Annotated in this window: 20 protein-coding genes and 1 pseudogene; 11 read left to right on the top strand and 10 right to left on the bottom strand. The window is 44.3% G+C overall.

The genetic code is table 11. The features are described 5' to 3' along the window. Positions 1-139: 139 nt before the first annotated feature. Positions 140-1,402 carry a hydroxymethylglutaryl-CoA reductase gene (locus AB4274_RS08165; protein ID WP_029235254.1) on the top strand — a complete coding sequence of 421 codons (1,263 nt, stop codon included), beginning with the start codon at positions 140-142 and terminating at the stop codon, positions 1,400-1,402. Between the two features lie 75 nt (positions 1,403-1,477). Further along, entirely contained in the window at positions 1,478-2,389 is a 912-nt protein-coding gene (locus tag AB4274_RS08160) for a LysR family transcriptional regulator (RefSeq protein ID WP_017060895.1), read from the top strand. A 75-nt stretch (positions 2,390-2,464) separates the two neighbouring features. Here the strand turns inward: AB4274_RS08160 and AB4274_RS08155 are convergent, their stop codons facing one another. The 3 genes from AB4274_RS08155 to AB4274_RS08145 all read right to left on the bottom strand — a co-directional run bounded on the left by AB4274_RS08155 (position 2,465) and on the right by AB4274_RS08145 (position 5,918). Next, on the bottom strand, positions 2,465-3,379 hold the full coding sequence (locus AB4274_RS08155; protein WP_372111625.1) for a YjjW family glycine radical enzyme activase: 915 nt from the start codon (positions 3,377-3,379) through the stop codon (positions 2,465-2,467). A 43-nt stretch (positions 3,380-3,422) separates the two neighbouring features. Beyond that, on the bottom strand, positions 3,423-4,988 hold the full coding sequence (locus tag AB4274_RS08150) for a YjjI family glycine radical enzyme (protein WP_017060897.1): 1,566 nt from the start codon (positions 4,986-4,988) through the stop codon (positions 3,423-3,425). Between the two features lie 330 nt (positions 4,989-5,318). Continuing rightward, positions 5,319-5,918 (bottom strand): class I SAM-dependent methyltransferase, encoded by a 600-nt coding sequence (locus AB4274_RS08145; protein WP_017064785.1) that lies wholly within the window; start codon positions 5,916-5,918, stop codon positions 5,319-5,321. Between the two features lie 161 nt (positions 5,919-6,079). On the opposite strand from AB4274_RS08145, the gene AB4274_RS08140 reads away from it, so the two are divergent. Then, the gene (locus tag AB4274_RS08140; protein ID WP_016797108.1) at positions 6,080-6,958 is read left to right on the top strand and encodes a LysR family transcriptional regulator; all 879 of its coding nucleotides are present in this window, start codon (positions 6,080-6,082) and stop codon (positions 6,956-6,958) included. A gap of 34 nt (positions 6,959-6,992) precedes the next feature. Here the strand turns inward: AB4274_RS08140 and AB4274_RS08135 are convergent, their stop codons facing one another. Then, positions 6,993-7,343 carry a hypothetical protein gene (locus tag AB4274_RS08135; RefSeq protein ID WP_081230662.1) on the bottom strand — a complete coding sequence of 117 codons (351 nt, stop codon included), beginning with the start codon at positions 7,341-7,343 and terminating at the stop codon, positions 6,993-6,995. Between the two features lie 287 nt (positions 7,344-7,630). On the opposite strand from AB4274_RS08135, the gene AB4274_RS08130 reads away from it, so the two are divergent. Then, positions 7,631-8,527 (top strand): cation diffusion facilitator family transporter, encoded by an 897-nt coding sequence (locus tag AB4274_RS08130; protein WP_372111622.1) that lies wholly within the window; start codon positions 7,631-7,633, stop codon positions 8,525-8,527. Between the two features lie 47 nt (positions 8,528-8,574). Here the strand turns inward: AB4274_RS08130 and yddG are convergent, their stop codons facing one another. After that, on the bottom strand, positions 8,575-9,507 hold the full coding sequence (gene yddG, locus AB4274_RS08125; protein WP_371721354.1) for an aromatic amino acid DMT transporter YddG: 933 nt from the start codon (positions 9,505-9,507) through the stop codon (positions 8,575-8,577). Positions 9,508-9,680: 173 nt separating this feature from the next. Beyond that, positions 9,681-10,355 carry a pyrimidine 5'-nucleotidase gene (yjjG, locus tag AB4274_RS08120; protein WP_017060902.1) on the bottom strand — a complete coding sequence of 225 codons (675 nt, stop codon included), beginning with the start codon at positions 10,353-10,355 and terminating at the stop codon, positions 9,681-9,683. A gap of 213 nt (positions 10,356-10,568) precedes the next feature. Between yjjG and AB4274_RS08115 the strand changes: the two genes are divergently transcribed. From AB4274_RS08115 to AB4274_RS08105, 3 genes and pseudogenes are all read left to right on the top strand, one after another. Further along, positions 10,569-10,721 (top strand): hypothetical protein, encoded by a 153-nt coding sequence (locus AB4274_RS08115; RefSeq protein ID WP_017060903.1) that lies wholly within the window; start codon positions 10,569-10,571, stop codon positions 10,719-10,721. A 260-nt stretch (positions 10,722-10,981) separates the two neighbouring features. Continuing rightward, on the top strand, positions 10,982-12,130 hold the full coding sequence (yiaY, locus tag AB4274_RS08110; protein WP_017069430.1) for an L-threonine dehydrogenase: 1,149 nt from the start codon (positions 10,982-10,984) through the stop codon (positions 12,128-12,130). 195 nt (positions 12,131-12,325) lie between these two features. Then, positions 12,326-13,249 (top strand): annotated as a pseudogene (locus tag AB4274_RS08105) (hypothetical protein). Between the two features lie 370 nt (positions 13,250-13,619). Here AB4274_RS08105 and AB4274_RS08100 read toward each other — a convergent pair. Beyond that, on the bottom strand, positions 13,620-14,054 hold the full coding sequence (locus AB4274_RS08100) for a YccF domain-containing protein (protein ID WP_004730224.1): 435 nt from the start codon (positions 14,052-14,054) through the stop codon (positions 13,620-13,622). 247 nt (positions 14,055-14,301) lie between these two features. On the opposite strand from AB4274_RS08100, the gene AB4274_RS08095 reads away from it, so the two are divergent. Next, positions 14,302-14,427, top strand: coding sequence for a hypothetical protein (locus AB4274_RS08095; protein WP_017060906.1), 126 nt, complete (start codon positions 14,302-14,304; stop codon positions 14,425-14,427). A 102-nt stretch (positions 14,428-14,529) separates the two neighbouring features. Here the strand turns inward: AB4274_RS08095 and AB4274_RS08090 are convergent, their stop codons facing one another. Beyond that, entirely contained in the window at positions 14,530-15,606 is a 1,077-nt protein-coding gene (locus AB4274_RS08090; protein WP_017071139.1) for a low specificity L-threonine aldolase, read from the bottom strand. Positions 15,607-15,909: 303 nt separating this feature from the next. Between AB4274_RS08090 and AB4274_RS08085 the strand changes: the two genes are divergently transcribed. From AB4274_RS08085 to AB4274_RS08075, 3 genes are all read left to right on the top strand, one after another. Further along, positions 15,910-16,527, top strand: coding sequence for an NAD(P)H-dependent oxidoreductase (locus AB4274_RS08085; protein ID WP_017069427.1), 618 nt, complete (start codon positions 15,910-15,912; stop codon positions 16,525-16,527). Then, a complete protein-coding gene (locus AB4274_RS08080) occupies positions 16,527-18,452 on the top strand; it encodes a monovalent cation:proton antiporter-2 (CPA2) family protein (protein WP_372111619.1) in 1,926 nt (641 codons plus the stop codon). The genes AB4274_RS08085 and AB4274_RS08080 overlap by 1 nt, the downstream gene beginning before the upstream one ends. Positions 18,453-18,992: 540 nt before the next feature. Beyond that, positions 18,993-20,219, top strand: coding sequence for a DUF819 domain-containing protein (locus AB4274_RS08075; protein WP_372111617.1), 1,227 nt, complete (start codon positions 18,993-18,995; stop codon positions 20,217-20,219). 128 nt (positions 20,220-20,347) lie between these two features. Here AB4274_RS08075 and tdh read toward each other — a convergent pair whose 3' ends face one another. Then, positions 20,348-21,379, bottom strand: a complete 1,032-nt coding sequence (gene tdh, locus AB4274_RS08070) for an L-threonine 3-dehydrogenase (RefSeq protein WP_372111614.1) — start codon at positions 21,377-21,379, stop codon at positions 20,348-20,350. A 110-nt stretch (positions 21,380-21,489) separates the two neighbouring features. Continuing rightward, positions 21,490-22,683 carry a glycine C-acetyltransferase gene (locus AB4274_RS08065; protein WP_102332044.1) on the bottom strand — a complete coding sequence of 398 codons (1,194 nt, stop codon included), beginning with the start codon at positions 22,681-22,683 and terminating at the stop codon, positions 21,490-21,492. Positions 22,684-22,811 lie beyond the last annotated feature (128 nt).

Raw genomic sequence — 22,811 nt, 5'->3', positions numbered from 1 at the left:
ATTTCGCGAAACTTCGCTGCTTTTTGCTTCAACAACCACACAAACTGTAACTCATTATATCAGGCGCTTGTTTCTGGTTTATTACTCGGTAGAATCAGCGCAAACCAATTTGCTGCACAAACTTTACTTCATACTATTTATGCCAAAACTAAATCTGCATCGCCGTGACTATGTTTCTATTTTAGGAGGCGACATCTCCGCAGACGAATTAGAAAAAAAGCTTCAGCCTCATTTTGAAAAGCCAGTAAATAAGCTGACACCTAGCCCCTACCTGACAGAAAAGAATCTCACACGTCGCTGGACAGCGCTCGATAATGCAGATTCACAGCAAGAACTGCTCGACCCTCATACACAAAGTCAGTTCCAAGCTTATGAGAAAAACATTGAGCACTTTATTGGCACCGTTAAAGTCCCTGTGGGAATATCTGGCCCTTTAAGAGTCAATGGCCTATTTGCTACGGGCGATTACCTCGTACCACTCGCGACCACAGAAGCTGCGCTTGTCGCGTCTTATAACCGTGGTTCTAAGCTGATTACGGCTTGTGGTGGCGCAAGTGCTATGTTGCTCAATGAAGGCGTAACACGTACTCCTGGCTTTGCATTTCAAGGATTAGTTGAAGCCGGACAGTTTGTGGCTTGGGCTGTGACTCAGTATGACCAGTTCAAGATCTTGGCAGAATCAACAACATCACACGGCAAGCTGACCGACATTAATATCAACATCGAAGGTAACCATGTTTACTTGGTGTTCGAATTTCTAACCGGAGACGCTTCTGGTCAGAATATGGTGACCATCGCAACCAATGCCGTGTTTGAGTACATCATCGAAAATACGCCAGTTAAGCCTGACCATGCTTTCCTTGATGGCAACTTGTCAGGCGATAAGAAAGCCAATACCCAAACCTTGCGCAGCGTTCGTGGCAAAAAGGTAACTGCTGAGGTTAATATCCCTGCAGAGCTTGTCGCGAAGTACCTACACACGACACCAGAGAAGATGGTCCAGTTTGGCCAAATGACCACAGTCGGTGGCGCTTTGAGTGGTACTATCGGTATCAATGCCCATTATGCGAATGCGTTGGCGGCACTCTATATCGCTTGTGGCCAAGACGCGGCCTGTGTCGCCGAGTCAGCGATTGGTATGACGCGTATGGAACTCAACAAAGAAGGCGGTTTATACGCTAGCGTGACACTGCCTAACCTAATGGTGGGGACTGTCGGCGGTGGTACTGGCTTGCCAAGTCAAAAAGCCTGTTTAGATTTACTTGGGCTGCATGGTAACGGTAAATCACAAGCCCTAGCTGAAGTTTGTGCTGCACTGTGTTTAGCGGGTGAACTATCGATTGTGGGCGCATTTTGCGCAGGCCACTTTTCACGAGCGCACCATAAGCTAGCTCGTAAATAACCTTTATCCAATTTGGCTTGTTCGATTTTGTCGTTCATGCAAAATCACAAGCCAATCTGAATGCGTGAGTCATAAATGGATTACTTACACTTATCTAGGGTGAGCCTTAAGCACCTCACTGCGCTTCATATTATGCTGAACACCCACAGCGTCACTCAGACCTCAGAGCAACTCTGTGTCAGCCCTTCGAGTGTAAGCAAAACCCTGTCTCAGTTGCGTGACATCCTGAATGATGAGCTTTTCTATCGAGATGGTACCAAGCTTATCCCGACTCCCTTTGCTCTGAAGATAGCGCCCACTGTTCACGCAATTCTTTCAAGCATGAATGGACTGCTTCATCAAAAGAGTTTTACCCCTCAAGAGTACCAAGGCAGTTTTTCACTTTCGATGCGTGAAAGTACCTTCGAAGTATTTGCCTCTAAGATAAGTAAAATCACTACTGAGCTCGCGCCAAACGCGAAGCTCAACATCTATTCGAAACAACAGCTCGGCTTCGATGCTTTACTCAGTGGCAAGGTCAATTTGATCTTGTTGCCTCATGATATATCTCAGCCGCCGACCGATAACAAAGAGCTGGTTTGGGAAACAATTCTTCCAGATGAAATGGTTTGTTTGATGGGCGCACACCACCCTCTCGCTCAGCAAGAACTGACGGTAGAAGGCTACTTAGATTACAAGCACATTGGGATTTTAGATAACGAACTGTCTCAGCCTTACTTTGAACAAAACTTGGTTCAATGCCACCAACCAAGAGAGATGGCAATATCGGTCGCGGACTTCGGCGCTGCGGCTGTGTTGTGTCACCACACACCTTTCCTGTTCACTTGCTCTAAACAGTGGGCTGAGCATGCTAAACAAGCTCAGGGCTTAGTGAGCAAGCCCTTGCCTTTTGATTACGGTAAGGTGGCGTACAGCTTGGTGTGGAATAAACCCAACATGAATGATCAAGCGATCAAATGGTTGTGTGACCTGTTTTTAGAAGCTTAATATTTTTAGAGACTTAATATCTTTAGAAAGTTAACGTTCTTAGAAGCCTGATTGACCGCCTAAGAAATCTAAAGACTAGGTATAAACCTCAGGAGTTTGCATCGGTCTTTGAACTATGGTGTAGAGCTTATCGTGAAAGCTCTGCATCTGTTTTTCGGTGCATTTCGGCCAATCTAACGCGTCGCCAATGACACCATGATGCTGAAACGCATTCAGCCGAATTCGAATATCACTTGGTAGAGTCTTCAAGTAACGCCCCACTTGTTCAATTTCGTCCTCAAGATCGCTTTTATTTGGGATATGTAGCAACCTAACTTCGTGCAGTTTTCCTTTATCTGCTAAGTAGTTAATGGTTTCAAACACCCTATGATTACCTCTACCCACTAACCATTGATGTGTTTCCGATTGCCATGATTTTAGGTCAATCATCGCGCCATCAAGATAAGGCAACACCTTGTCCCACCCTTGAAGTGACAGCGAACCATTACTATCAATAAAACACGTGAGATGCGCTAACTGTGAATCACGTTTAATCGCTTGAAACAGCTCTATGATAAACGGCAACTGCATGGTCGCTTCACCGCCAGAAACGGTAATGCCACTCAAGAAAAACTGATTATGCCTGACAAGCTCCAGAACCTCTGAGGCCGTCATTGTGGTAATTTTCGGGCTCGACTTATGATCGCAGACATCAATGCACTGATCGCAATTCGTACAGGCTGCTGGGTCCCACTTCACTTTGCCATCAATAAGACTCAGAGCACTGCTCGGACAGCCGCTAATGCAGTCACCACAATGGTTACAGTGATTAATTGTGTGTGGGTTGTGGCAAGTAATACAGTCAAAGTTGCAGCCCTGAAGAAACAGCACCAAGCGGTTTCCCGGGCCGTCAACACAAGAAAAGGTCAGCACACGGCTGACCTTCGCTTGTTTTTCTGTCTTATTATTTTTAACCCTAGCCATTTGAGTTGTTAGATCAGAAATTTTCATAATTCACATTGTTCGTATTCGAAACGCATAACACACGTTAAAGCTATTCGTATGTTGGCGACATCTCTAAACTCGCCACGCGTGGTTTACGCTCTAATATGCCCGTGTTCTTCGCAGCTTCGGCACCTAAAAAGGTGGTATTGGTGCGTGAGCCTTGCTCGTCATATTTGGCAATGTCAGATAGCTTAATCATGTAACCCGTGACACGAACCAAATCATTTGATGCAACGTTAGCCGTGAACTCTCGGTAACCCGCTTGAATCGCGCCTTTACACAGGTTAAACATCGCTTCAGGGTTAGATTTTACTGTTTCGTCGATGGTCAGAATGTCACTGATGCCCGAGGTGTAGAACTTATGGTGACCCGCGGTTGCACGAACGTAAGAGACAGGATCCGGTTCGGTACCATAAGGAATACGGACACCCGGCGTCACATCTTCATCTAAGCTAATACCGCCTTGAGCATGCAGCAGAGCTTTACCTTCTAATCCATATTTCACTTCAGAGCGTTCAACGATCTCAGCCAGCTTTTCAGAGATACGATGACCAAGCTGATTCGCCAGTTCATCGTGACCATAACGCCCTGCTTGACCTTCTTTCTCCAACAAGATGTTGACTGCTTCCGCCATGCCGTAAATACCAAACATTGGCGCAAAGCGATCCTCTTCGATCAAACCTTCTTTGGTTAAGAAGCCTTCGAAGAAGTTAGACTCTTCATGCAAGAAGCGGCTTCGAACGTTCATCAACTCAACCATGATGCCACTGTAGTTCGGCAATACTTGTTGTAAGAAATCAGCACTGTCCTCAGACTTCAACGCCACTTGCTTAAGGTTCATACGCACCAAGGTGTTTGAACCACCCGCTAACGGCAGAGAGTTGTAGCAGCTCACAATACCAAAACGCTTATCGCCGTAAGCCTCGGCATGCGCTGGATAGTTTGCAATATGTGGTTTACTGCATTCACAGATGTTGCTCGCCGCATGACGAAGTAGATCATCAGGTGTCACGGCTGGGTCGTACATAAAGGTTAAGTTTGGCGCGATCTGCTTCAATTCAGCGTCTACACGTAAAATCGTACGGCAGATAATGTTGTCTGTCGGGCCGATATTCACATGCATAAAGGCGTCTGGCAGTGTGCGATCCAACATGATCCAGAACAGCTTAATCTTTTGGTATACCTGCTCTTCTGTTAAGTCGCCCACGAAAGGCATCAACACATCATCCAACTGACCTAGGTAAACCGGAATTGAAGTGACAGACGGAACATGGTGGTAAAGGATGGTAAGCATGTTCAATGCTTCATCGAAGTTGGTTGCCGCGCTAAGCTCTAAATACTCTGAGCCTTGATGTAAGTATTTAGAATAATCTGGAAGTACATAGCGCGGCTTAAATGGGGCGTGCCCTTCAAACATGTCACACAGCACACCTTGTTGTAAGGCTTGCTCTACTTCTTTGCTTACCGGCATATACGGTAAGCTGGCTTCAGCTTCTAAGGCAAGATAGCTCGACTTCTGTTTTGGTGACAGGTTGGCATCTGAAATGATATTGCTAAAGCGTTGTTGTTGCTCTGAAAGTGGTGAAGAAGTAGATGACGCAGATTGGTGGCTCATGATTAAACCCTTAGTGTTGTTATGGGCTTATTTTATATCTCACCGTTATATTTCCACTAATGAAATGTATGCAAGACTACATTTCCAAAATGGAAATAAATAATTTGTAAATTAGCGGTGTTGAGTTTTCTATGAGCGAGATGAGAAACAGAGAAATAGAGAAATAGAGAAACCAGAGTTAGTAGTGAAGAAATGAGAAAGCGCTAATTCGTTCTGTTTAAAACGATAGCGCCAAAAAGAGAAAACCCACATAACTGACGTTAGAGTCGTTAATGTGGGTTTAGTAGTTTAAATGAGCATTCTGAATGCTAGCTCAAGGCATACACACGATTACAGATCTGGAAGCGCTTGTTTACGTCCAACACCCATTAATACCTTTAACTCTCCTTGTGGAGTGTCAATCGAGAACGGTGTAGAGACTTCAACTACTGCAAAGCCCGCTGCACTCAATACATTTTCTGAGCGCTGTTGGCTTACACCGTAGTCTTCACTGTCGCTTTCCAAGTACCAATCCCAGTGTACAAACGTACCGTCGTTTTCAAGCAGCGTGTAAATCAGACTGACTGTGTCTTGTAGGTTCGGGATAAAACCACACACCGAAGAGGCTACCACTAGGTCAAACTGGTTTCTGAATGCTGGATGCTGCGCTGCAAGTCCGCGCGATAAAATATCAACTACCGGTTCAACGTTAGGTAACTCTTTCTTATCTAACTCTTCAATCATCCCTTCAGAGATATCAAGTGCGATGATCTCTTTTGCTAAAGGAGATATTTTCTGGCTGAGTAGTCCTGTACCACAACCAAAATCAAGGACACGGGTTCCGTTTAAATCAACGAGCTGTGTTAACTGGTCAAATACGGATTGTGCGAATACTGCAGTTGCGGGATCTTTATCCCAATCAACGGCGTATTCGTCCCATTGTTTCGCCATCATGGCCTCCATCTTTACTTCTTGTAGGTTCGGAACTTCCCCAGAGTAAACCAAATTAGTCAATTCGTCATAGAGTTATCATGCAAAGATGGACTATTTCTAAGATAGTCAGCACAATATTCAGATAATATGCACCAACCCCCGCTCAATATGGAAATGAAATGAACCTTTCTCAAGTCCAAGCCTTTTGTTCCGTTGCTGATTTAGGATCAGTTTCTGAAGCTGCACGCCAGTTAGAATGCAACCGAACCAAACTCAGCATGTCGATTAAAGCCTTGGAAAAAGAGTTAGATGTCGAGCTGTTCGTCCGCAGCGGAAACCACGTTGAGCTTTCAGAAGCGGGTAAAGCGATTTACAAAGATTGCGAAGGCATGTTGGTGACAGCCGCGCGTATTAAACAAACCTGCTTGCATGTTTCGGGCGAATTCAACGCAGAAATTTGGATAGCACGAGATGACTCCCTACCCGATGAAATGTGGCAGGACTTATCCCACGCCTTAAATAACAAGTACCCTTCTACCTCATTCAACTTCGTTCTCGCGTCGAGCGGTGACTTAGCTAACCTAGTTGAAACTCAGCAAGTCGACTTCGCATTTGGTGTCGATTACGAACGCGTCGATGACCCAAGAATTATCTACAACCCGCTTGGTAAGATTCGAATGATGTCTGTATGTAAGAAAGGGCATGATTTGAGTGCGATGCGACGAGTGTCTGATGAGGTACTAAGGAATTCGATGCAAGCAACCATGGTTTATCTTAATGAAAAGGATAATCCTGAGCTTGAGCCCTTCTCGCGTCGTTACATTGGCTTCTCTAGCTTCGACTTTATGTTGGATACGATTCTACGTGAAGAAGCATGGGGCGTAATGCCTGAGCCATTGATTCGCCATTTACTGCGTGAACAAGAGCTTGCCGTGATCAAACACACCTACGGTTTAACACAAGAAGACTACTGTATGTTTACCGCAGCTGGCATGGCAGAGCACCCAGGAATGAATTGGTTGGCCGACCAGCTTAGTGATTATTTGTTTGATTTCTAGACGGACGACTTTTACTCCATACTTAAGTCTTGCTCTAGAAAACCATCACGTGATCCACTAAGTAGCGTCCGTCTTCTTCAACCAATACCATTTCGGCGACAAACTCACCTTTAGCGATGGTGTAGGCTTGTTTCCACACAAAGGCGATGGAATCTGAACGTCTAAACAGCGCAACTGGCTCACGCTCAGCAAAAAAGCCATTACTGTGCTGATAATGGTGACATACCTTTTTTAAATATTCTGGCGTAACAATGTCTTTCATTCTTTGAGTAAAGTCTCTACAGTGCTGCTCATGATCAACCTTAGTTGAACCATCCATCAGATTATCCATGATCGGGGTAGCAATCGCCCACAACTCGTTATCACTGATATCGTCAAACTTCATATTGATTCTCTCCTTGTTCATTGCAGTCTCAGTCAAATCTAGAAGACCAATAAGACCCCAGCGACTGATGTGTTTTATTAATCATAAACGATCCTATTTCAGTTGCACACCATCCCAAAAAACACTCAACGTCAACTTTATTGACACCTTAAATTTAACTTAAGAAACTGAATTAAAAGCATTTATATATTTCACTTAAATAATACATATAAACGTCATCAGATAAAGTTTGTAAAGTTAGCTCATTATTAGAACAATGAAGTTATCAAAAACATCTGGAAAATATTATGTGTGACAGGAAAAGCCAAAACGAAAATCGAGTACTATTGTTCTCAGCCCTTTTAGCATCAGGCTTCGCAATTGGCGGATTGGTGTTGGGTCTTCTCGTTGGCTCTCTGGTCATAGTATTTGACGGTGTCTATTCTCTTATCAGCTTACTGTTAACTTTAATGTCACTAGCTGCCTCGAAATACATCAATCGCCCTTCGGACACTGAGTTCCCGTTTGGTCGAGCAATTATCGAACCGATTGTTATTGCCATCAAAGCCGTTGTGATTCTTCTTGTGGTTGGTTATTCACTTTACTCTGCGATTGGTGCCCTAATGACGGGTGGCCGTGAAGTTGATGCTTCTATCGCAACTCTGTTTGGTATTTTCAACGTACTGGGTTGTGGTTACGCTTGGTGGTACATCGCGAATAAGAGTAAACGTATTTCTTCAGGTCTGATTCAGGCTGAGTCTAAACAGTGGCAAATGGATACGCTACTGAGTGTAGCGGTAACCGCGGGTTTCGTAGCGGCTTGGTTAATTACTTTTTCTCCGCTTGCAGAATACGCAGTGTATGCCGACCCAATGATGATGTTGCTAATGTCTTTCTACTTCATCAAAGTGCCTTTCGACATGTTACGTGAGGCGATGCGCGAACTGCTTATGATGTCGGCAAACAAAGATATTTGTGATGCGGTAGATAAGAACGTTGTCGCGGTAGACAAAGAAGCGGAGCAAGATTTGGAGCTGATGGGTGTGACTAAGGTTGGTCCAGAATTACGAATCAATGTTGATATTCATACCAACGACCAACAAGCGATTGCGGTCGATGATATTGAACGTACGCGCCGCCAACTTAAGCGACGCTTATCGAAGATGCCTTATGAGCTTCAATTGAATCTCAATATCGCGAGTTAAGAGTCGAGAGTTAAGAACCAAGAGCTAACCAATCAACCTCTCGCTGACTAAGACTCTGATTGAACCTTTTTAGAAGCCGACGCCGTAACCGTCGGCTTTTTGTCTCTGGTTACCCACCAGCAAGCTAAAGAGCCAATCGTTACCATACAAACGCCCTGCCAAAACGTCATGCTCAATGACAAACCCAAAATAATAGAAGACAGTAAGGTCGCAAAAATAGGCGTGAAATACGACATGGTCGCCAAGAAGACCATATTGCCGCCAAGTATCGCTGTATTCCAAAGCGCGTAACCTGCGCCCATACACACTCCTGCCAACACTAAGTCAATCGCAGCACTGGTTGTCATCACCATGCCGGTTTCGTTACTCAATGCGTATTTGATCCACAAGGTGATTGCCGTTGCGATAAAGAACAACACAATCGCATTCTGCCCTTTCGCCACTTTCTGAGTGTAATTACAGTAAACCGCCCAAATAATCGCGCCGAAAAACGCCATTGAATAAGTTTTTGGGTTAGTAGCAACATTGGCAGCGATTTGTTCAACAGAAAGCCCCTGATCGCCGCTGATGCTCCAAGCGACGCCAAAGAAGGCCAAGAAGATACTTGGGTAAACCAACCAGTTAATTTTCTTGTCGCTCAGCAGCACCGCAAATAACACCGTCAGTGCTGGCCATAAGTAGTTGATGACAGCCATTTCCAAGGCTTGATGTCTATTGTTTGCCATTCCTAAAGCCAGAGCCAAGAAGATCTCATAACAAACGAACAAGGTGCCGCCAATCAGCAAATAAGACTTAGAAAAGCGTGACAGCTTTGGTAGACCCATAACACAGATCAACAACAGCGCACTCACCGTGTAAAGGCTGGCCGCACCACCGATTGGGCCCAGTTGTTCAGATACGCTTCGAGACAGCGCGATTAAGCAGCTCCAAAGTAGAATGGCAGCAATGCCGTAGCAGCTATGGCGATGAGATTTAAACACACCTCTTCCTTTTCTTTATTGTCATTGGGTAATCAAAGCGAGCTTAAAGCAAAGATAGACTTAAGCACCACTATCGATAACTTACAGTAGGTGAAAATAAGTAGCCGAGCACATAACTGTACTCGGCTATCAATCATTCACTCAAAAATCTAAAAGCAATTAGCAATTAGCAATTATGCTAGTAAAAGAGCTTGCAGGTCAGCCAGAGACTTAACCTGATAATGAGGGTTAATTCCGGCTGGCGTTGCCTTTTCTTGACTATTTAACCAACAGGTTTCAATACCAAAATCTAATCCGCCTAGAATATCGGAATGTGGGTTATCTCCGACCATCAATACTCGTTGCTTAGATGGTAACCCGATCAGCTTATGGGCATATTCAAAAATTTGTGCATCCGGTTTGGCTACCCCAACCTCTTCAGAAATTATCACGTGCTCAAAGTAATCCGTCATTCCTGTACGCTCTAAACGAATTGACTGCAGCTCTGTAAAACCGTTAGTGATGATGCCCATGTTCACTTTGCCTTTTAAAGACTCCATCAACTCTTGTGCACCCGGTAATAAAGAGCAGATATCCGCCATCGCTGTTAAGAATGCACTGTTTAAAGCAGCGGTTGTTGTCTCTAATTTCTCAGCCCAGCTTTCGAAGCGCGTGTGTTTCAGTTGATCAGCCGTAATGCGACCATCTTGATAGTCTACCCATAGTGGTAGGTTAACTTCTTGATAAAAGGAATAATCCTGTTCGTTGAAGTCCACACCAAAACGAGAAAACATCAGCTTCATTCCCTGATAAGCATCAAAATGGAACAAGGTTTCATCTGCATCAAAGAATATCCAGTCGTACTTCATTTTATTTCCTATTAATCACGCTGTTGAGCTGCGTTTATCTTTAGTTGTTCATTGGCTCAAAGACCAGATGTTCATTCTACTACCAATTTTGTGAGCCTGAATATAGTTCTAATAATTTATAGAAAACAAGCCACAAGTCATGATGTATCGCAAATTTTGCCACATATTAAACCAATACCATACAAGAAATACATTTAAGTACCGGGAGGTATTATGAAGCACTTTTTACCATCGTCTGTCATGCTTACCCCTTTTCTTGTCAAATACTATGACGAGGAGTCAGAAGACACGCTTGATTCTGAAGAGTCACAAGAACCTGAAATTGAATGCAGCGATGACTCAGATAAAACGTCGACACCAGCCTAACTAGAAGAGTTTTCAATGAAAAACCTTATTTTTCATTGTTATAGAGCTCCATACTGTCTCTAATTTAGTCGATTTATCGCGATCTATTACTGACAATCAACACAGCCAAAAACCATGAAAACGATTGCTATATGAGCCCTATCACAACGACTAGCCACAAAGTGGTAGTTCGAATTCAAAGTTGTTCCAGATCAATGGTCGACCACTTGAATGCCGACAACATGTAGGAAATTAAAAATCATAATTAACGGAGTTTTCCAATGTCTACTGCATTTTACATCCCTACAATCAACTTCATGGGTACTGGCTGTCTGAAGGATGCTGCTGATAGTATTCAGTCTCAAGGCTTTAAAAAAGGTCTGATCGTAACTGATAAGATCTTGAACCAAATTGGTGTAGTTAAGCAGGTACAAGACCTTCTTAGCCAGCGAGGCGTAGACGCAGTTGTATTCGATGGCACTCAACCAAACCCAACCATCACGAACGTTAACGATGGTCTTGAATTGCTGACTGACAACGATTGTGATTTCGTTGTTTCTCTAGGTGGCGGTTCTCCACACGACTGTGCAAAAGGCATTGCTCTGGTTGCTTCTAACGGCGGCAAGATTGCAGACTACGAAGGCGTAGACCAATCTGAAAAGCCAATGATGCCTCTTATCGCTATCAACACTACGGCTGGTACAGCATCAGAAATGACACGCTTCTGCATCATCACTGATGAGGAACGTCACATTAAAATGGCGATCGTTGACAAGCACACAACACCGCTTATTTCAGTAAACGATCCTGAACTAATGCTTGCTAAGCCTGCATCACTGACTGCTGCAACAGGTATGGATGCGCTAACACACGCAATCGAAGCTTACGTTTCTATCGCAGCGACACCAATTACCGACGCTGTAGCGATTAAAGCCATTGAACTTGTACAAGCTCACCTAAGAACGGCAGTAGCGCACGGCGAAGACATTGAAGCACGTGAACAAATGGCTTACGCACAGTTCATGGCGGGTATGGCGTTCAACAACGCGTCACTAGGTTATGTTCATGCGATGGCGCATCAGCTAGGCGGCTTCTACGATCTTCCACACGGTGTGTGTAATGCTATCTTGCTACCACACGTTCAACGCTACAACGCGCAAGTTTGTCCTGAGCGTCTACGTGATGTTGCAAAAGCAATGGGCGTTAACGTTGAAGGTATGTCACCAGAGCAAGGTGCAGAAGCTGCGATCGAAGCAATTGTTCAACTAGCAAATGACGTGAACATCCCAACAGGTATCGCGCAACTTGGTGCGAAGCTAGAAGATATCCCTACTCTGTCTGACAACGCACTGAAAGACGCATGTGGTTTTACTAATCCTAAACAAGCGACCCACGAAGAAATCTCTGCGATTTTCGAAGCGGCAATGTAATCTGCCATTAAGTCACTTATAAACTTATCGACAAACGGGCTCACCTACTGAGCCCGTTTTCTTTACCTGCCATATGTTATTCAAGTCTCTGTTTTGAATAGCCACTGATTAAGATAAATCTCTTTAAAAGTCGCATTGTCATAACTGCTTAGTTATAGTCAAACTATTGATACATAGAATGACAAACAGGTTCCATTGAGTCGTTGGATAGTTAACTCCTCATTATTAGCATCGCTCGTTTCCCACTCTGCCTTCGCGGAGGAACAGGATGAGTGTCACAGCCAACCGTTAGAAGACACGCGCGTCGAAAAAGCTTACCACTACCTAAACAGCAAGTTTTGTCAGCCCGCAATATGGTTCGATAACTTCTTTGTGGATGACCGTATTACCGAGGACGCCAGAGCCGGAACCTCTGTACGTTGGTATAATGATTTCATCTATTCTGAGGGCGGTGACGTGGATTATTCCACCAAGCTCAACGCACGCCTGCATTTACCCTTTGTCAGCAAAAGGCTTAAGCTAATCTACGAGTCTGTTGGCGATGAAGAATTCTTAGACTTCTTCCCACAAGATTCTGAAGAGTTAGAAAATGCACTTGGCCTTCGTTATGACGCCTATGCCAAGGGTTACAGTAGTTTCAATATCAAAGCGACATTACGCCCAAGAATAGAGGCTCGCTATCGTTTTACCTACCCGCTCACCACAGATGCAGTATTCCGGCTAACCCAACGTGTGTATCAAGAGAAGAAAGAGACGGGAGAGAGCACTGATATCGATTTTGACCTCTCTTTGAGTGACGATTTCTTAGCGCGTTGGTCTAACTTTGCTGGCTATAACGATGACCTCAAAGGCTGGGAGTATGGTACGGGCATTACCTTGTACCATTACCTTTCTCAAGACCAAGCTCTGTAATACAGCGCCACGATAACCGCGACCAGCGAACCGTATAACCACAACGAATATTCGCAAGTGTCGGTAACGTATAGAGAAAATGTATGGAAGGAATGGCTGTTTTACGAGGTCACCCCGCGTTACCAGTGGGAACGAGAGCCTTACGAGAAACACACGGAAGAAGCCAACATCACCCTTAGGCTTGAAGTCTTGTTCAACAATGTCTAGGGCGTGTTGACCTTTCGCGGTTAAATTTTGTTCGAAATAAAAGCGTTTTAATCGCGGCGAGGGGGAAGTAGCCTAGTCATTCTAAGCAAATCCCCCTCAACAAAGAGTAAAACGCTTTTAGCCGAACCCTTCGGGCAGCGTTTGCTGGTCATTCCTACTACGTTATCGGCTTCTCATGTAGGCTAGCTACACATCGAAGTCTCTGCCTTGTATAAATACCCAGCAACTCGCTGCAAAAATCAGCTCGAAAGATCAACACGCCCTAGTGAGTGTTTGTGAGATTGGGGCATCGTTAGATAGAAAACGAGGCACAAAAAAGCACATCATGTGATGTGCTTTTTCAGTTCTATATAAGGCTTAAACTGTAGTCTTAACCCTTGTAGTTTCTTACTCGTGCCGCTTCTGCTTCACGCTTGTCGACAACGGTTTTACCGATTGGCGCCAATGAGATAACCGCGAGCTTAAGGTGCTGAATCGCAAACGGAATACCTATAATAGTAATGAAACACGCTACTGCTGACATGATGTGACCAATCGCCAACCAGATCCCCGCAAATAAGAACCAAATAACGTTACCAATCACACCTAGCGGGCTCGTGCCGATGTCCATTTCATTGGTTAGCTCATCACGCGAAATCGCTTCCTGACCAAATGGGAAGAATGAGAAGTTACCCATAACAAAACATGCTCTACCCCATGGAATACCAACGATGGTTAGGAATGCGAGCAGTCCGAAGAACCACCAAGCTAGTCCCATAAATACGCCACCGAACAGAAACCAAATGATGTTTCCTATTGTTTTCATTCTGTATTCTCCAAATCTTTGAATGCTATTTATTTAATATGCCGAGTAAGGCAATGATTGTTGTAATAGGTTCATTATTGTTGAACCTTTATGAACCGTTTATGAATCACTTACATTTTATGTGATTGATATACACCACGGTTCTCTAAATCTACATAGGGCTAAACCCATTTATTTGATACCATACACTTAGATTTTTAGTACCAAAAAGCTAAACAGACTCAACAACGAATTTAAGGCCGAATTTATGAATAACACTGAGCAACCTAAAAAGAAAATGAAAAACTGGGTGCCAATCGTCTTCTTCGGACTTCTCAGCACTGTTCCAGTGTTCATGTTCTTAGTTGATGTGTACATCAACCAGTATATGTAACAGAGCCGGACATCCTAGCTATATAAATGGATATAAGAACCCTTTCCTGTATCCATTTCAGTTCCAATTAGATCAGTTCTTCTTCAGCCAGCTCTTCGCTAATCAAATCAGCTCTTCGCTAATAAAATCTAGAATGTCTATCAGCTCATGATCAGGCAAATTTAGTAGGTTATCCCCTACATACCATTCAATCTTACATTGGTTTGGCAACTCACTGATCGCTGGGTTTCCTATCCAAATCTTGTGTTTCTTCGCTATGTTATCTCTCACAATAATGCCGTCTTCATAGCTCACAGGTAAATATAGGTGAAGCATGTTGACCTGCGGTTGCTGCGGATTAACAGTGAACTGAGGATAGTCTAATAAGATTTGGTAGATCTGTTTTGTTCGCTCAAACAGTGATGGCATCAACTCTAATCGCTCATCAAACTGCATTGCTGCTGAAACCACATAAGGCGTTCGGTGATAAACATTGCCACCTTGGCGCTTCATCCACGCAGATGCTTTCGCTACAAAGGCTTTATCGCCCAACAATAGCGAACCACCAAGGCCATTGAGACCTTTGTACAGCGAAACATAAGCACTATCGAAGCCCTGAGCAATCTCGCTGTATGACTTTTGGTAATAGGCGCCGCATTCCCACAAACGCGCACCATCCATATGAAGGTGAATTGATTGTTCTTTGCAGTACTGCTTGATCGCTTCAAGCTCATCCCATTCTGGTAATTGGCCGCCGATTTCACGCATGGGTAATTCATATAGAGCGGCTGCAATCTCATCAGGCCACGCCTTTAAGTCATCAACATTCCAAGTGCGAAATACGTTGCCAACGGGAAGTACGTTGAATCGGTTTTGGAGCTGATACCCTTGGCGTTCATGACGCATAATATGACTCGATTCATGCATCGCCACTACTGGGTTTCTTTTCTCTTGGCACGCAATTTCTAATGCTGTTGGTTGATTCATGGTGCCAGTAATCACAAATACAGCCGCTTCATAACCTAGCAGTTCCGCGACTTTGTTTTCGAAGCTCTCGATAAACTCACCATCGCCGTAGCTATCATGGCTCACATTGTGTGTCTCACACCATTCAGCCATCTGAGCGAATGTTTGTGCTGGAGTCGGTTCTAGGTGACCGGAAAGCAACAAATCACATTGTTGACGCAAGTCCATGCTCATAGTTTTTCCTTTATTCATTATCGTTCTATGTAGGGTTATTGGATTATTTACGTTACCCACCAACGGTGACATAAAATGCCCATATTCGCTTTTACTATTCGTGAATAATTAGTTTTACTCAGTCATCGGCGGCTTGTGCCAGAAATACTCAAATTGACGGATGTTTTATATAATTAAGTACCTAAAAACACACGCATCTAGATAGATAAGTATGGGCTAATTCGTTGTTGTTCAACCATTCTTCTATTATTGTATATCTATAATTCCAATAAATATTATTCGTTAATGGACAAAGAGGGCTATATGTCGAAAAATCGAGTCTTGGTGCTATTCGCTCACCCTTCTCAACATCGTTCTGAAGCAAACAAACCCTTATTTGAACAAGCCAAACGCGTTGACGGTGTTACCTGTGTCGATCTCTATGCCGAGTATCCGACATTTAAAATCAACATCGACCGTGAACAGAAACGCCTGTTAGACCATGACATTATCATTTTTCAGTTCCCTTTGTATTGGTACTCAACACCGGCAATTCTTAAAGAGTGGCAAGACCTTGTTCTTGAATACGGCTTCGCCTACGGCGCCGAAGGCAATGAACTACAGGGTAAGAAATTGTTATGTAGCATTACTGCAGGAGGTAAAAAAGATGCCTACCAAAGTGATGGTTACAACCATTTCACGATTCGAGAACTGCTTCACCCAATCGAACAAACCGCTTCTCTGTGCGGGATGAACTATCTCGCGCCCTTTGCGTTATTTGGCTCGCGTACCGCTTTGGAAGAAAACCGCATTCAAGAGCATGTCGATAGCTATAAAGTGCTGTTGGAGGCGTTAGTTGCTGGCAAGATCAATATCAAGAAAGCCAGCAAAGCAGAAAAACTCAACCACTACGTAGAAGAACTAATGGCAGAGGTTAAATAATGACGGGATATTTTCTACAAGCATTTATCTACTTAGTCGCAGCAGTTATTGCCGTGCCTATTGCCAAAAGACTTGGCCTTGGTTCTGTATTGGGTTACCTCATTGCTGGTGTTGTGATTGGCCCAATCATTGGTCTGGTAGGTGAAGAGACCAAAACGATCCAACACTTTGCCGAGTTCGGTGTGGTTATGATGCTGTTCTTAGTCGGCCTTGAGCTTGAACCTAAGATGCTTTGGGCAATGAGGAACCGACTTATGGGGCTGGGTGGCCTGCAAGTTGGTGGTACTACCGCGATTGTAATGGGTATTGCTCTGTTCTTTGGGCAGCCTTGGACGATCGCACTGACTATCGGTTTGATCTTCGCACTGTCATCTACCGCGATTGTACTCCAAACCTTTAACGAAAAAGGGCTATCCAAAACAGAAGGCGGCAAGAACGCTTTTTCAGTCCTACTGTTCCAAGATATTGCCGTCATCCCTATGTTGGCGTTCATTCCTCTATTAGCGTTGCCAGAATTAATTGAAGCTGCACAAAGCGCGGTCGCTTCGGCCTCTGATCATCATGAAGAGTTAAGTCTTGTTGCTGGCCTACCCGGTTGGGCTTATGGCCTTGTGATCACAGCATCTATTGCGATTGTTGTGGTCGGCGGACACTTCTTGAGTCGTCCACTGTTCCGCTTCGTGGCAAGCTCAGGCCTGCGTGAAATCTTTACTGCAACCGCACTGATGTTGGTGATTGGTATTGCTGCACTGATGAGCCTAGTCGGCCTATCACCGGCTTTGGGTACCTTCCTTGCGGGTGTGGTTTTAGCGAACAGTGAATTCCGCCACGAGCTTGAGTCTAATATTGACCCGTTTAAAGGGCTGCTACTTGGCTTGTTCTTCATTACCGTTGGTGCTGGCATCAACTTTGATGTTCTATTCAACGACTTTGGTTTGATCATTGGCCTCACTCTTGGCGTTATGCTTCTTAAAGCCTTGGTGCTATTTACGTTGGCATTGATCTTCAAAATCAAAAACAGTGACCGTTGGCTGTTTACACTGAGCTTGGCGCAAGCCGGTGAGTTTGGTTTTGTACTACTAAGCTTCTCAGCTCAAAACCACGTATTACCTGCTGACATCGTTCAAACATTGTCGCTGGTTGTGGCACTTTCAATGTTCCTAACACCAGGGCTGTTCATTCTATTTGATAAAGTGATTCTTCCTCGTTACGAACAAAAATCTAACGACCGCGAAGAAGATACCATCGAAGAGAAAGGTACCGTTATCATTGCGGGCATTGGTCGATTCGGTCAAATCGTTAACCGCTTGTTGGTGTCGAACGATGTCAATACGGTGGTTCTTGATCACCAAGCGAACCAAGTAGACTTACTACGCTCTATCAATATCAAATCTTACTTTGGTGATGCGACACGTCACGACTTATTGCATACCGCCGGAATCGAAGAAGCCGCGATGCTAGTAGTAGCAATCGATAATCAAGACTCAAGCGTTGAATTGGTCAAATACGTTAAACACACCTACCCTAAAGTGAAAATCTTAGCCCGCGCATTCGACCGTGGTCATAGTTATCGCTTACGAGAAGCAGGTGCAGACTTTGTGGAATCAGAGACCTACCATTCTGCTCTTGAAATGGGTGCAGAAGCCTTGCGCTCTTTGGGTCATCACCCATTCTTCGTCGAACAGCAAAAATCGACGTATCAACGCGTTGAAAGCCGTAAGTCTGAAAAGCTCTATCAAGCTTGGTCTGAAGCGGAAGAGAACCCACGCTACGACAACAACTACCGACAAATCTTCATTCACCTTGAAGAAGCAATGAAAGAAGATATGAAAAAAGACCGTTCAGACAAACACTCTCGCTCTGAACGTGGTTGGACACCACCACCAAAAGGCTATGCAGATGGCTTTGAGGAAGAAGAGTCTTAAACGGCATCTAGACTTCAGCTCTAGATAACCATGCAATTCAACCATCAAAAGCGGCTATTTAAGCCGCTTTTTCTTTCATTTACCCCCTACAAAACGTCAAATGAGCATAAGTAGCGGGTGCTGAAACTCGTAATCCGAGAGATTTGTGTGATCTAGCTAAAATTTTTAATTTCTGACCACATAGCAAAAGTGGATTCAATTTTTACATTATTGAAACATTCCACCCCTGCATAAACCACACCATAAACATGGCTATATATGCACTCATTCCTACCATTCAAGCACCCACCCAATTCATAGCGACCACTAACTAAGGCTTGAATTACATTGCATATATCGAAATGCGCCGCAAAAGCCCCAACAAACCCATTCATCAATCAAATAAATAACGCACAACATTCACAAATTCAAACCATCAAAATTAACATAAACATTTCAAAATATGTCTATCGTTACAATTTGTAACGAATGGCGGTTGTCGGTATAGTCCTGCAATTCAAAAAGTGAGACCTTTGCGCTCACCTTAAAGGAGATATAATAATGATTACTAATGATGCTGTAATAATGGGCATGTTAGCTGTTATTCTTGGCGGTGTTTTTATCACGGAAAGTAGCCAAAATAGCGCACTGAAAAAATTCTACTCGTTCGTTCCGGGTCTATTGCTCTGTTACTTTGTTCCTTCTCTATTGAACAGCCTAGGCATCATCGACGCATCAAACTCAAAGCTGTACTTTGTTGCAAGTCGTTACCTATTACCAAGCGCACTCGTTCTACTGATCATCTCAGCTGACCTACGCAAAATCTTCGGCCTTGGCTCAAAAGCCGTCATCATGTTCCTAACGGGTACGGTTGGCATCATCATTGGTGGCCCTTTAGCGATTCTGATTATTGACCAAGTTAACCCTGACCTCGTATCTGGCGATGTATGGCGAGGCCTTACAACTGTGGCTGGTTCTTGGATCGGCGGCGGTGCGAACCAAGCTGCAATGAAAGAAGTGTTCGAGGTTGATGACCAACTCTTCTCTGCAATGATTACGGTTGATGTTATCTGTGCGAACATTTGGATGGCCGTTTTGCTTATCATGGCTGGTCGTCAGAAGAAGATTGATGCATGGTTAAAAGCAGACACATCATCTATCGAAGAGCTAAAAGAGACAGTTTCTAAATACCAAGAAGAGAACGCTCGCCCAACAACCACAACCGATCTCATGAAGATCACGGCAATTGCCTTTGGTTTAACAGGGTTGGCTCACTTATTCAGTGACATGATTGCACCATGGATCTCAACCAACGCGCCACAGCTTGCGAAATACAGCCTAACATCTGGCTTCTTCTGGCTGATCGTAATGGTAACAACGTTCGCGCTGATCGCTTCATGCTTTAAATCAACGCGCAGCCTTGAGCACAGCGGCGCGTCTAAAGTAGGTTCAGCGTTCATCTACATCCTAGTTGCAACTATCGGTATGCAAATGGATGTGACAGCTATCTTAGACAACCCAGGTTACTTCTTCATTGGTATTACATGGTTAACTATCCATGCCCTTCTGATGATTGTAATGGCGAAGCTAATTCGTGCACCATTGTTCTTCATGGCTGTAGGTAGCCAAGCTAACGTAGGCGGTGCTGCATCGGCACCTATCGTCGCGGCTGCATTCCACCCAGCATTGGCACCAGTAGGTATCCTAATGGCGGTATTGGGTTACGCTCTCGGTACATACGGCGCTTACATCTGTGGTCTCATCATGCAGGCTGCTGCATTGGGTTAACAACTCATTGCTGTAAAAAATGGGCAACTGAACCTTGATCATATCGCCCATTTTCTTGAGTTCCGAGATGTAAAAAAGGCGACAGTAAAAACTGTCGCCTTTCTAATATCTTGTTACTCAGCTAAAGCTTATTCCCAATCAAGAATTACTTTACCTGACATACCAGAGCGCATCATGTCGAAGCCTTTTTGGAAGTCATCAACCTTGAAGTGGTGAGTAATGATTGGTGTTAGATCTAGGCCAGATTGAATCAATGAAGCCATCTTGTACCAAGTTTCGAACATCTCACGACCGTAGATACCTTTGATAACCAAGCCTTTAAAGATTACTTGGTTCCAGTCTACTGCCATATCTGATGGTGGAATACCTAGTAGAGAGATCTTACCGCCGTGGTTCATGTTAGTCAGCATGCTGTTGAACGCAGATGGGTTACCAGACATTTCTAGGCCTACATCGAAGCCTTCAGTCATGCCAAGATCAGACATTACGTCTTCAAGCTTCTCTTCCATCACGTTTACTGCGCGAGTCACACCCATTTTCTTAGCAAGATCTAGGCGGTACTCGTTTACATCAGTGATTACAACGTGACGAGCACCAACGTGCTTAGCAACAGCTGCAGCCATGATACCGATTGGGCCAGCACCAGTAATTAGCACGTCTTCGCCAACTAGGTCGAAAGAAAGTGCTGTGTGTACTGCGTTACCAAACGGGTCAAAGATTGAAGCTAGATCGTCAGAGATTTCTGCAGGGATCTTAAATGCGTTGAACGCAGGAATCACAAGGAACTCAGAGAACGCACCAGTGCGGTTAACACCAACACCTGTTGTGTTACGACAAAGGTGAGTACGGCCGCCACGACAGTTACGACAGTGACCACATGTGATGTGACCTTCGCCAGATACACGGTCGCCGATTTCAAAACCACGAACTTCTTGGCCAATGCCAACAACTTCACCCACGTATTCGTGACCTACTACCATAGGTACTGGGATTGTGTTTTGTGACCACTCATCCCAGTTGTAGATATGTACGTCAGTACCACAAATTGCGGTTTTCTTAATACGAATAAGAAGATCATTATGACCCATTTCAGGTTTTTCAACCTCGGTCATCCAAATGCCTTCTTCAGGCTTTAGCTTAGAAAGTGCTTTAATTTTCATAATGTTACCTAGTTCATCTCGCCTAACTGTAAGGCGAGAATCAAAAATCTATATATTCTACTGGGTGTTGCTCTATCTAATTAAAGGATGCTCGTGGCATCCCTTTAAAATTAGATGATACCCATGTCTTTACCAACTTGAATGAACGCATCGATTGCGCGGTCTAGTTGCTCACGAGAGTGTGCAGCAGACATTTGCGTACGGATACGAGCTTGACCTTTTGGTACTACAGGGAAAGAGAAACCTACAACGTAGATGCCTTTCTCTAGTGCGCGCTCTGCGAACTCAGCCGCTACTTTTGCATCACCAAGCATGATTGGGATGATTGCATGGTCAGCACCACCCATAGTGAAGCCCGCTTCTTCCATGCGAGTACGGAAGTGAGCAGAGTTTTCCCATAGTTGAGTACGTAGGTCGCCAGATTCCGCTAGAAGATCTAAAACGCGGATAGACGCAGATACGATTGCAGGTGCAACAGAGTTAGAGAATAGGTATGGACGAGAACGCTGACGTAGCCAGTCGATCACTTCTTTCTTACCAGAAGTGTAACCGCCTGAAGCGCCACCCATTGCTTTACCTAGCGTACCAGTGATGATATCGATACGGTGTACAACGTTGTGGAACTCGTGAGTGCCCGCGCCGTTTTCGCCCATGAAGCCCACTGCGTGAGAGTCATCAACCATTACTAGTGCGTCGTACTTGTCTGCAAGGTCACAGATAGCAGGAAGGTTAGCCACTACGCCGTCCATTGAGAACACACCGTCAGTTACGATTAGTGTGTGACGAGCGCCAGCTTCTTTAGCAGCGATAAGTTGCTGCTCTAGCTCTTCCATGTTGTTGTTCGAGTAACGGAAACGCATTGCTTTACACAGACGAACGCCATCGATAATAGATGCGTGGTTTAGTGCGTCAGAGATGATTGCGTCTTCTTTACCTAGAATTGTTTCGAACAAACCAGCGTTTGCATCAAAACAAGATGTGTAAAGGATAGTGTCTTCTTTACCTAGGAACGTAGAAAGCTTTTGCTCTAGTTCTTTGTGAGAATCTTGAGTACCACAAATGAAACGTACTGAAGCCATACCAAAACCGTGCTGATCCATACCATCTTTAGCTGCTTCGATAAGAGCTGGGTGGTTAGCAAGACCTAAGTAGTTGTTTGCACAGAAGTTTAGTACTTCTTCACCAGTCGAGATAGAAACCGCTGCTTTTTGTGCAGAAGTAATAATGCGCTCAGACTTGTAAAGACCTTCTTCTTTAACTTCTTCGATTTGAGTTTGAATCTGTTGGTAAAATGCAGAAGACATTGTCTCATTCCTTCCTAGTTATTATTTAGCAGCATCGCGCGCCGCTTTATGTAGGGATGTAAACGATCTCAACACGATCATTTACACTGTAAAACTTATGCCTATATTCTAGTTGAACATCCCCGTTC

It is taken from the genome of Vibrio sp. 10N.261.55.A10 (assembly GCF_041470825.1).
Lineage (GTDB): Bacteria > Pseudomonadota > Gammaproteobacteria > Enterobacterales > Vibrionaceae > Vibrio > Vibrio crassostreae_C.
The sequence above is the reverse complement of the archived record's forward strand: the minus strand, read 5'-3'. Positions and strand labels throughout refer to the sequence as shown.

Bases quoted from the DNA above. Each gene is read 5' to 3' on its own strand.
- AB4274_RS08165 (WP_029235254.1), top strand. From the start codon at position 140: ATGCCAAAACTAAATCTGCATCGCCGTGACTATGTTTCTATTTTAGGA.
- AB4274_RS08160 (WP_017060895.1), top strand. From the start codon at position 1,478: ATGGATTACTTACACTTATCTAGGGTGAGCCTTAAGCACCTCACTGCG.
- AB4274_RS08155 (WP_372111625.1), bottom strand. From the start codon at position 3,379: ATGAAAATTTCTGATCTAACAACTCAAATGGCTAGGGTTAAAAATAAT.
- AB4274_RS08150 (WP_017060897.1), bottom strand. From the start codon at position 4,988: ATGAGCCACCAATCTGCGTCATCTACTTCTTCACCACTTTCAGAGCAA.
- AB4274_RS08145 (WP_017064785.1), bottom strand. From the start codon at position 5,918: ATGGCGAAACAATGGGACGAATACGCCGTTGATTGGGATAAAGATCCC.
- AB4274_RS08140 (WP_016797108.1), top strand. From the start codon at position 6,080: ATGAACCTTTCTCAAGTCCAAGCCTTTTGTTCCGTTGCTGATTTAGGA.
- AB4274_RS08135 (WP_081230662.1), bottom strand. From the start codon at position 7,343: ATGAAGTTTGACGATATCAGTGATAACGAGTTGTGGGCGATTGCTACC.
- AB4274_RS08130 (WP_372111622.1), top strand. From the start codon at position 7,631: ATGTGTGACAGGAAAAGCCAAAACGAAAATCGAGTACTATTGTTCTCA.
- yjjG (WP_017060902.1), bottom strand. From the start codon at position 10,355: ATGAAGTACGACTGGATATTCTTTGATGCAGATGAAACCTTGTTCCAT.
- AB4274_RS08115 (WP_017060903.1), top strand. From the start codon at position 10,569: ATGAAGCACTTTTTACCATCGTCTGTCATGCTTACCCCTTTTCTTGTC.
- yiaY (WP_017069430.1), top strand. From the start codon at position 10,982: ATGTCTACTGCATTTTACATCCCTACAATCAACTTCATGGGTACTGGC.
- AB4274_RS08100 (WP_004730224.1), bottom strand. From the start codon at position 14,054: ATGAAAACAATAGGAAACATCATTTGGTTTCTGTTCGGTGGCGTATTT.
- AB4274_RS08095 (WP_017060906.1), top strand. From the start codon at position 14,302: ATGAATAACACTGAGCAACCTAAAAAGAAAATGAAAAACTGGGTGCCA.
- AB4274_RS08090 (WP_017071139.1), bottom strand. From the start codon at position 15,606: ATGAGCATGGACTTGCGTCAACAATGTGATTTGTTGCTTTCCGGTCAC.
- AB4274_RS08085 (WP_017069427.1), top strand. From the start codon at position 15,910: ATGTCGAAAAATCGAGTCTTGGTGCTATTCGCTCACCCTTCTCAACAT.
- AB4274_RS08080 (WP_372111619.1), top strand. From the start codon at position 16,527: ATGACGGGATATTTTCTACAAGCATTTATCTACTTAGTCGCAGCAGTT.
- AB4274_RS08075 (WP_372111617.1), top strand. From the start codon at position 18,993: ATGATTACTAATGATGCTGTAATAATGGGCATGTTAGCTGTTATTCTT.
- tdh (WP_372111614.1), bottom strand. From the start codon at position 21,379: ATGAAAATTAAAGCACTTTCTAAGCTAAAGCCTGAAGAAGGCATTTGG.
- AB4274_RS08065 (WP_102332044.1), bottom strand. From the start codon at position 22,683: ATGTCTTCTGCATTTTACCAACAGATTCAAACTCAAATCGAAGAAGTT.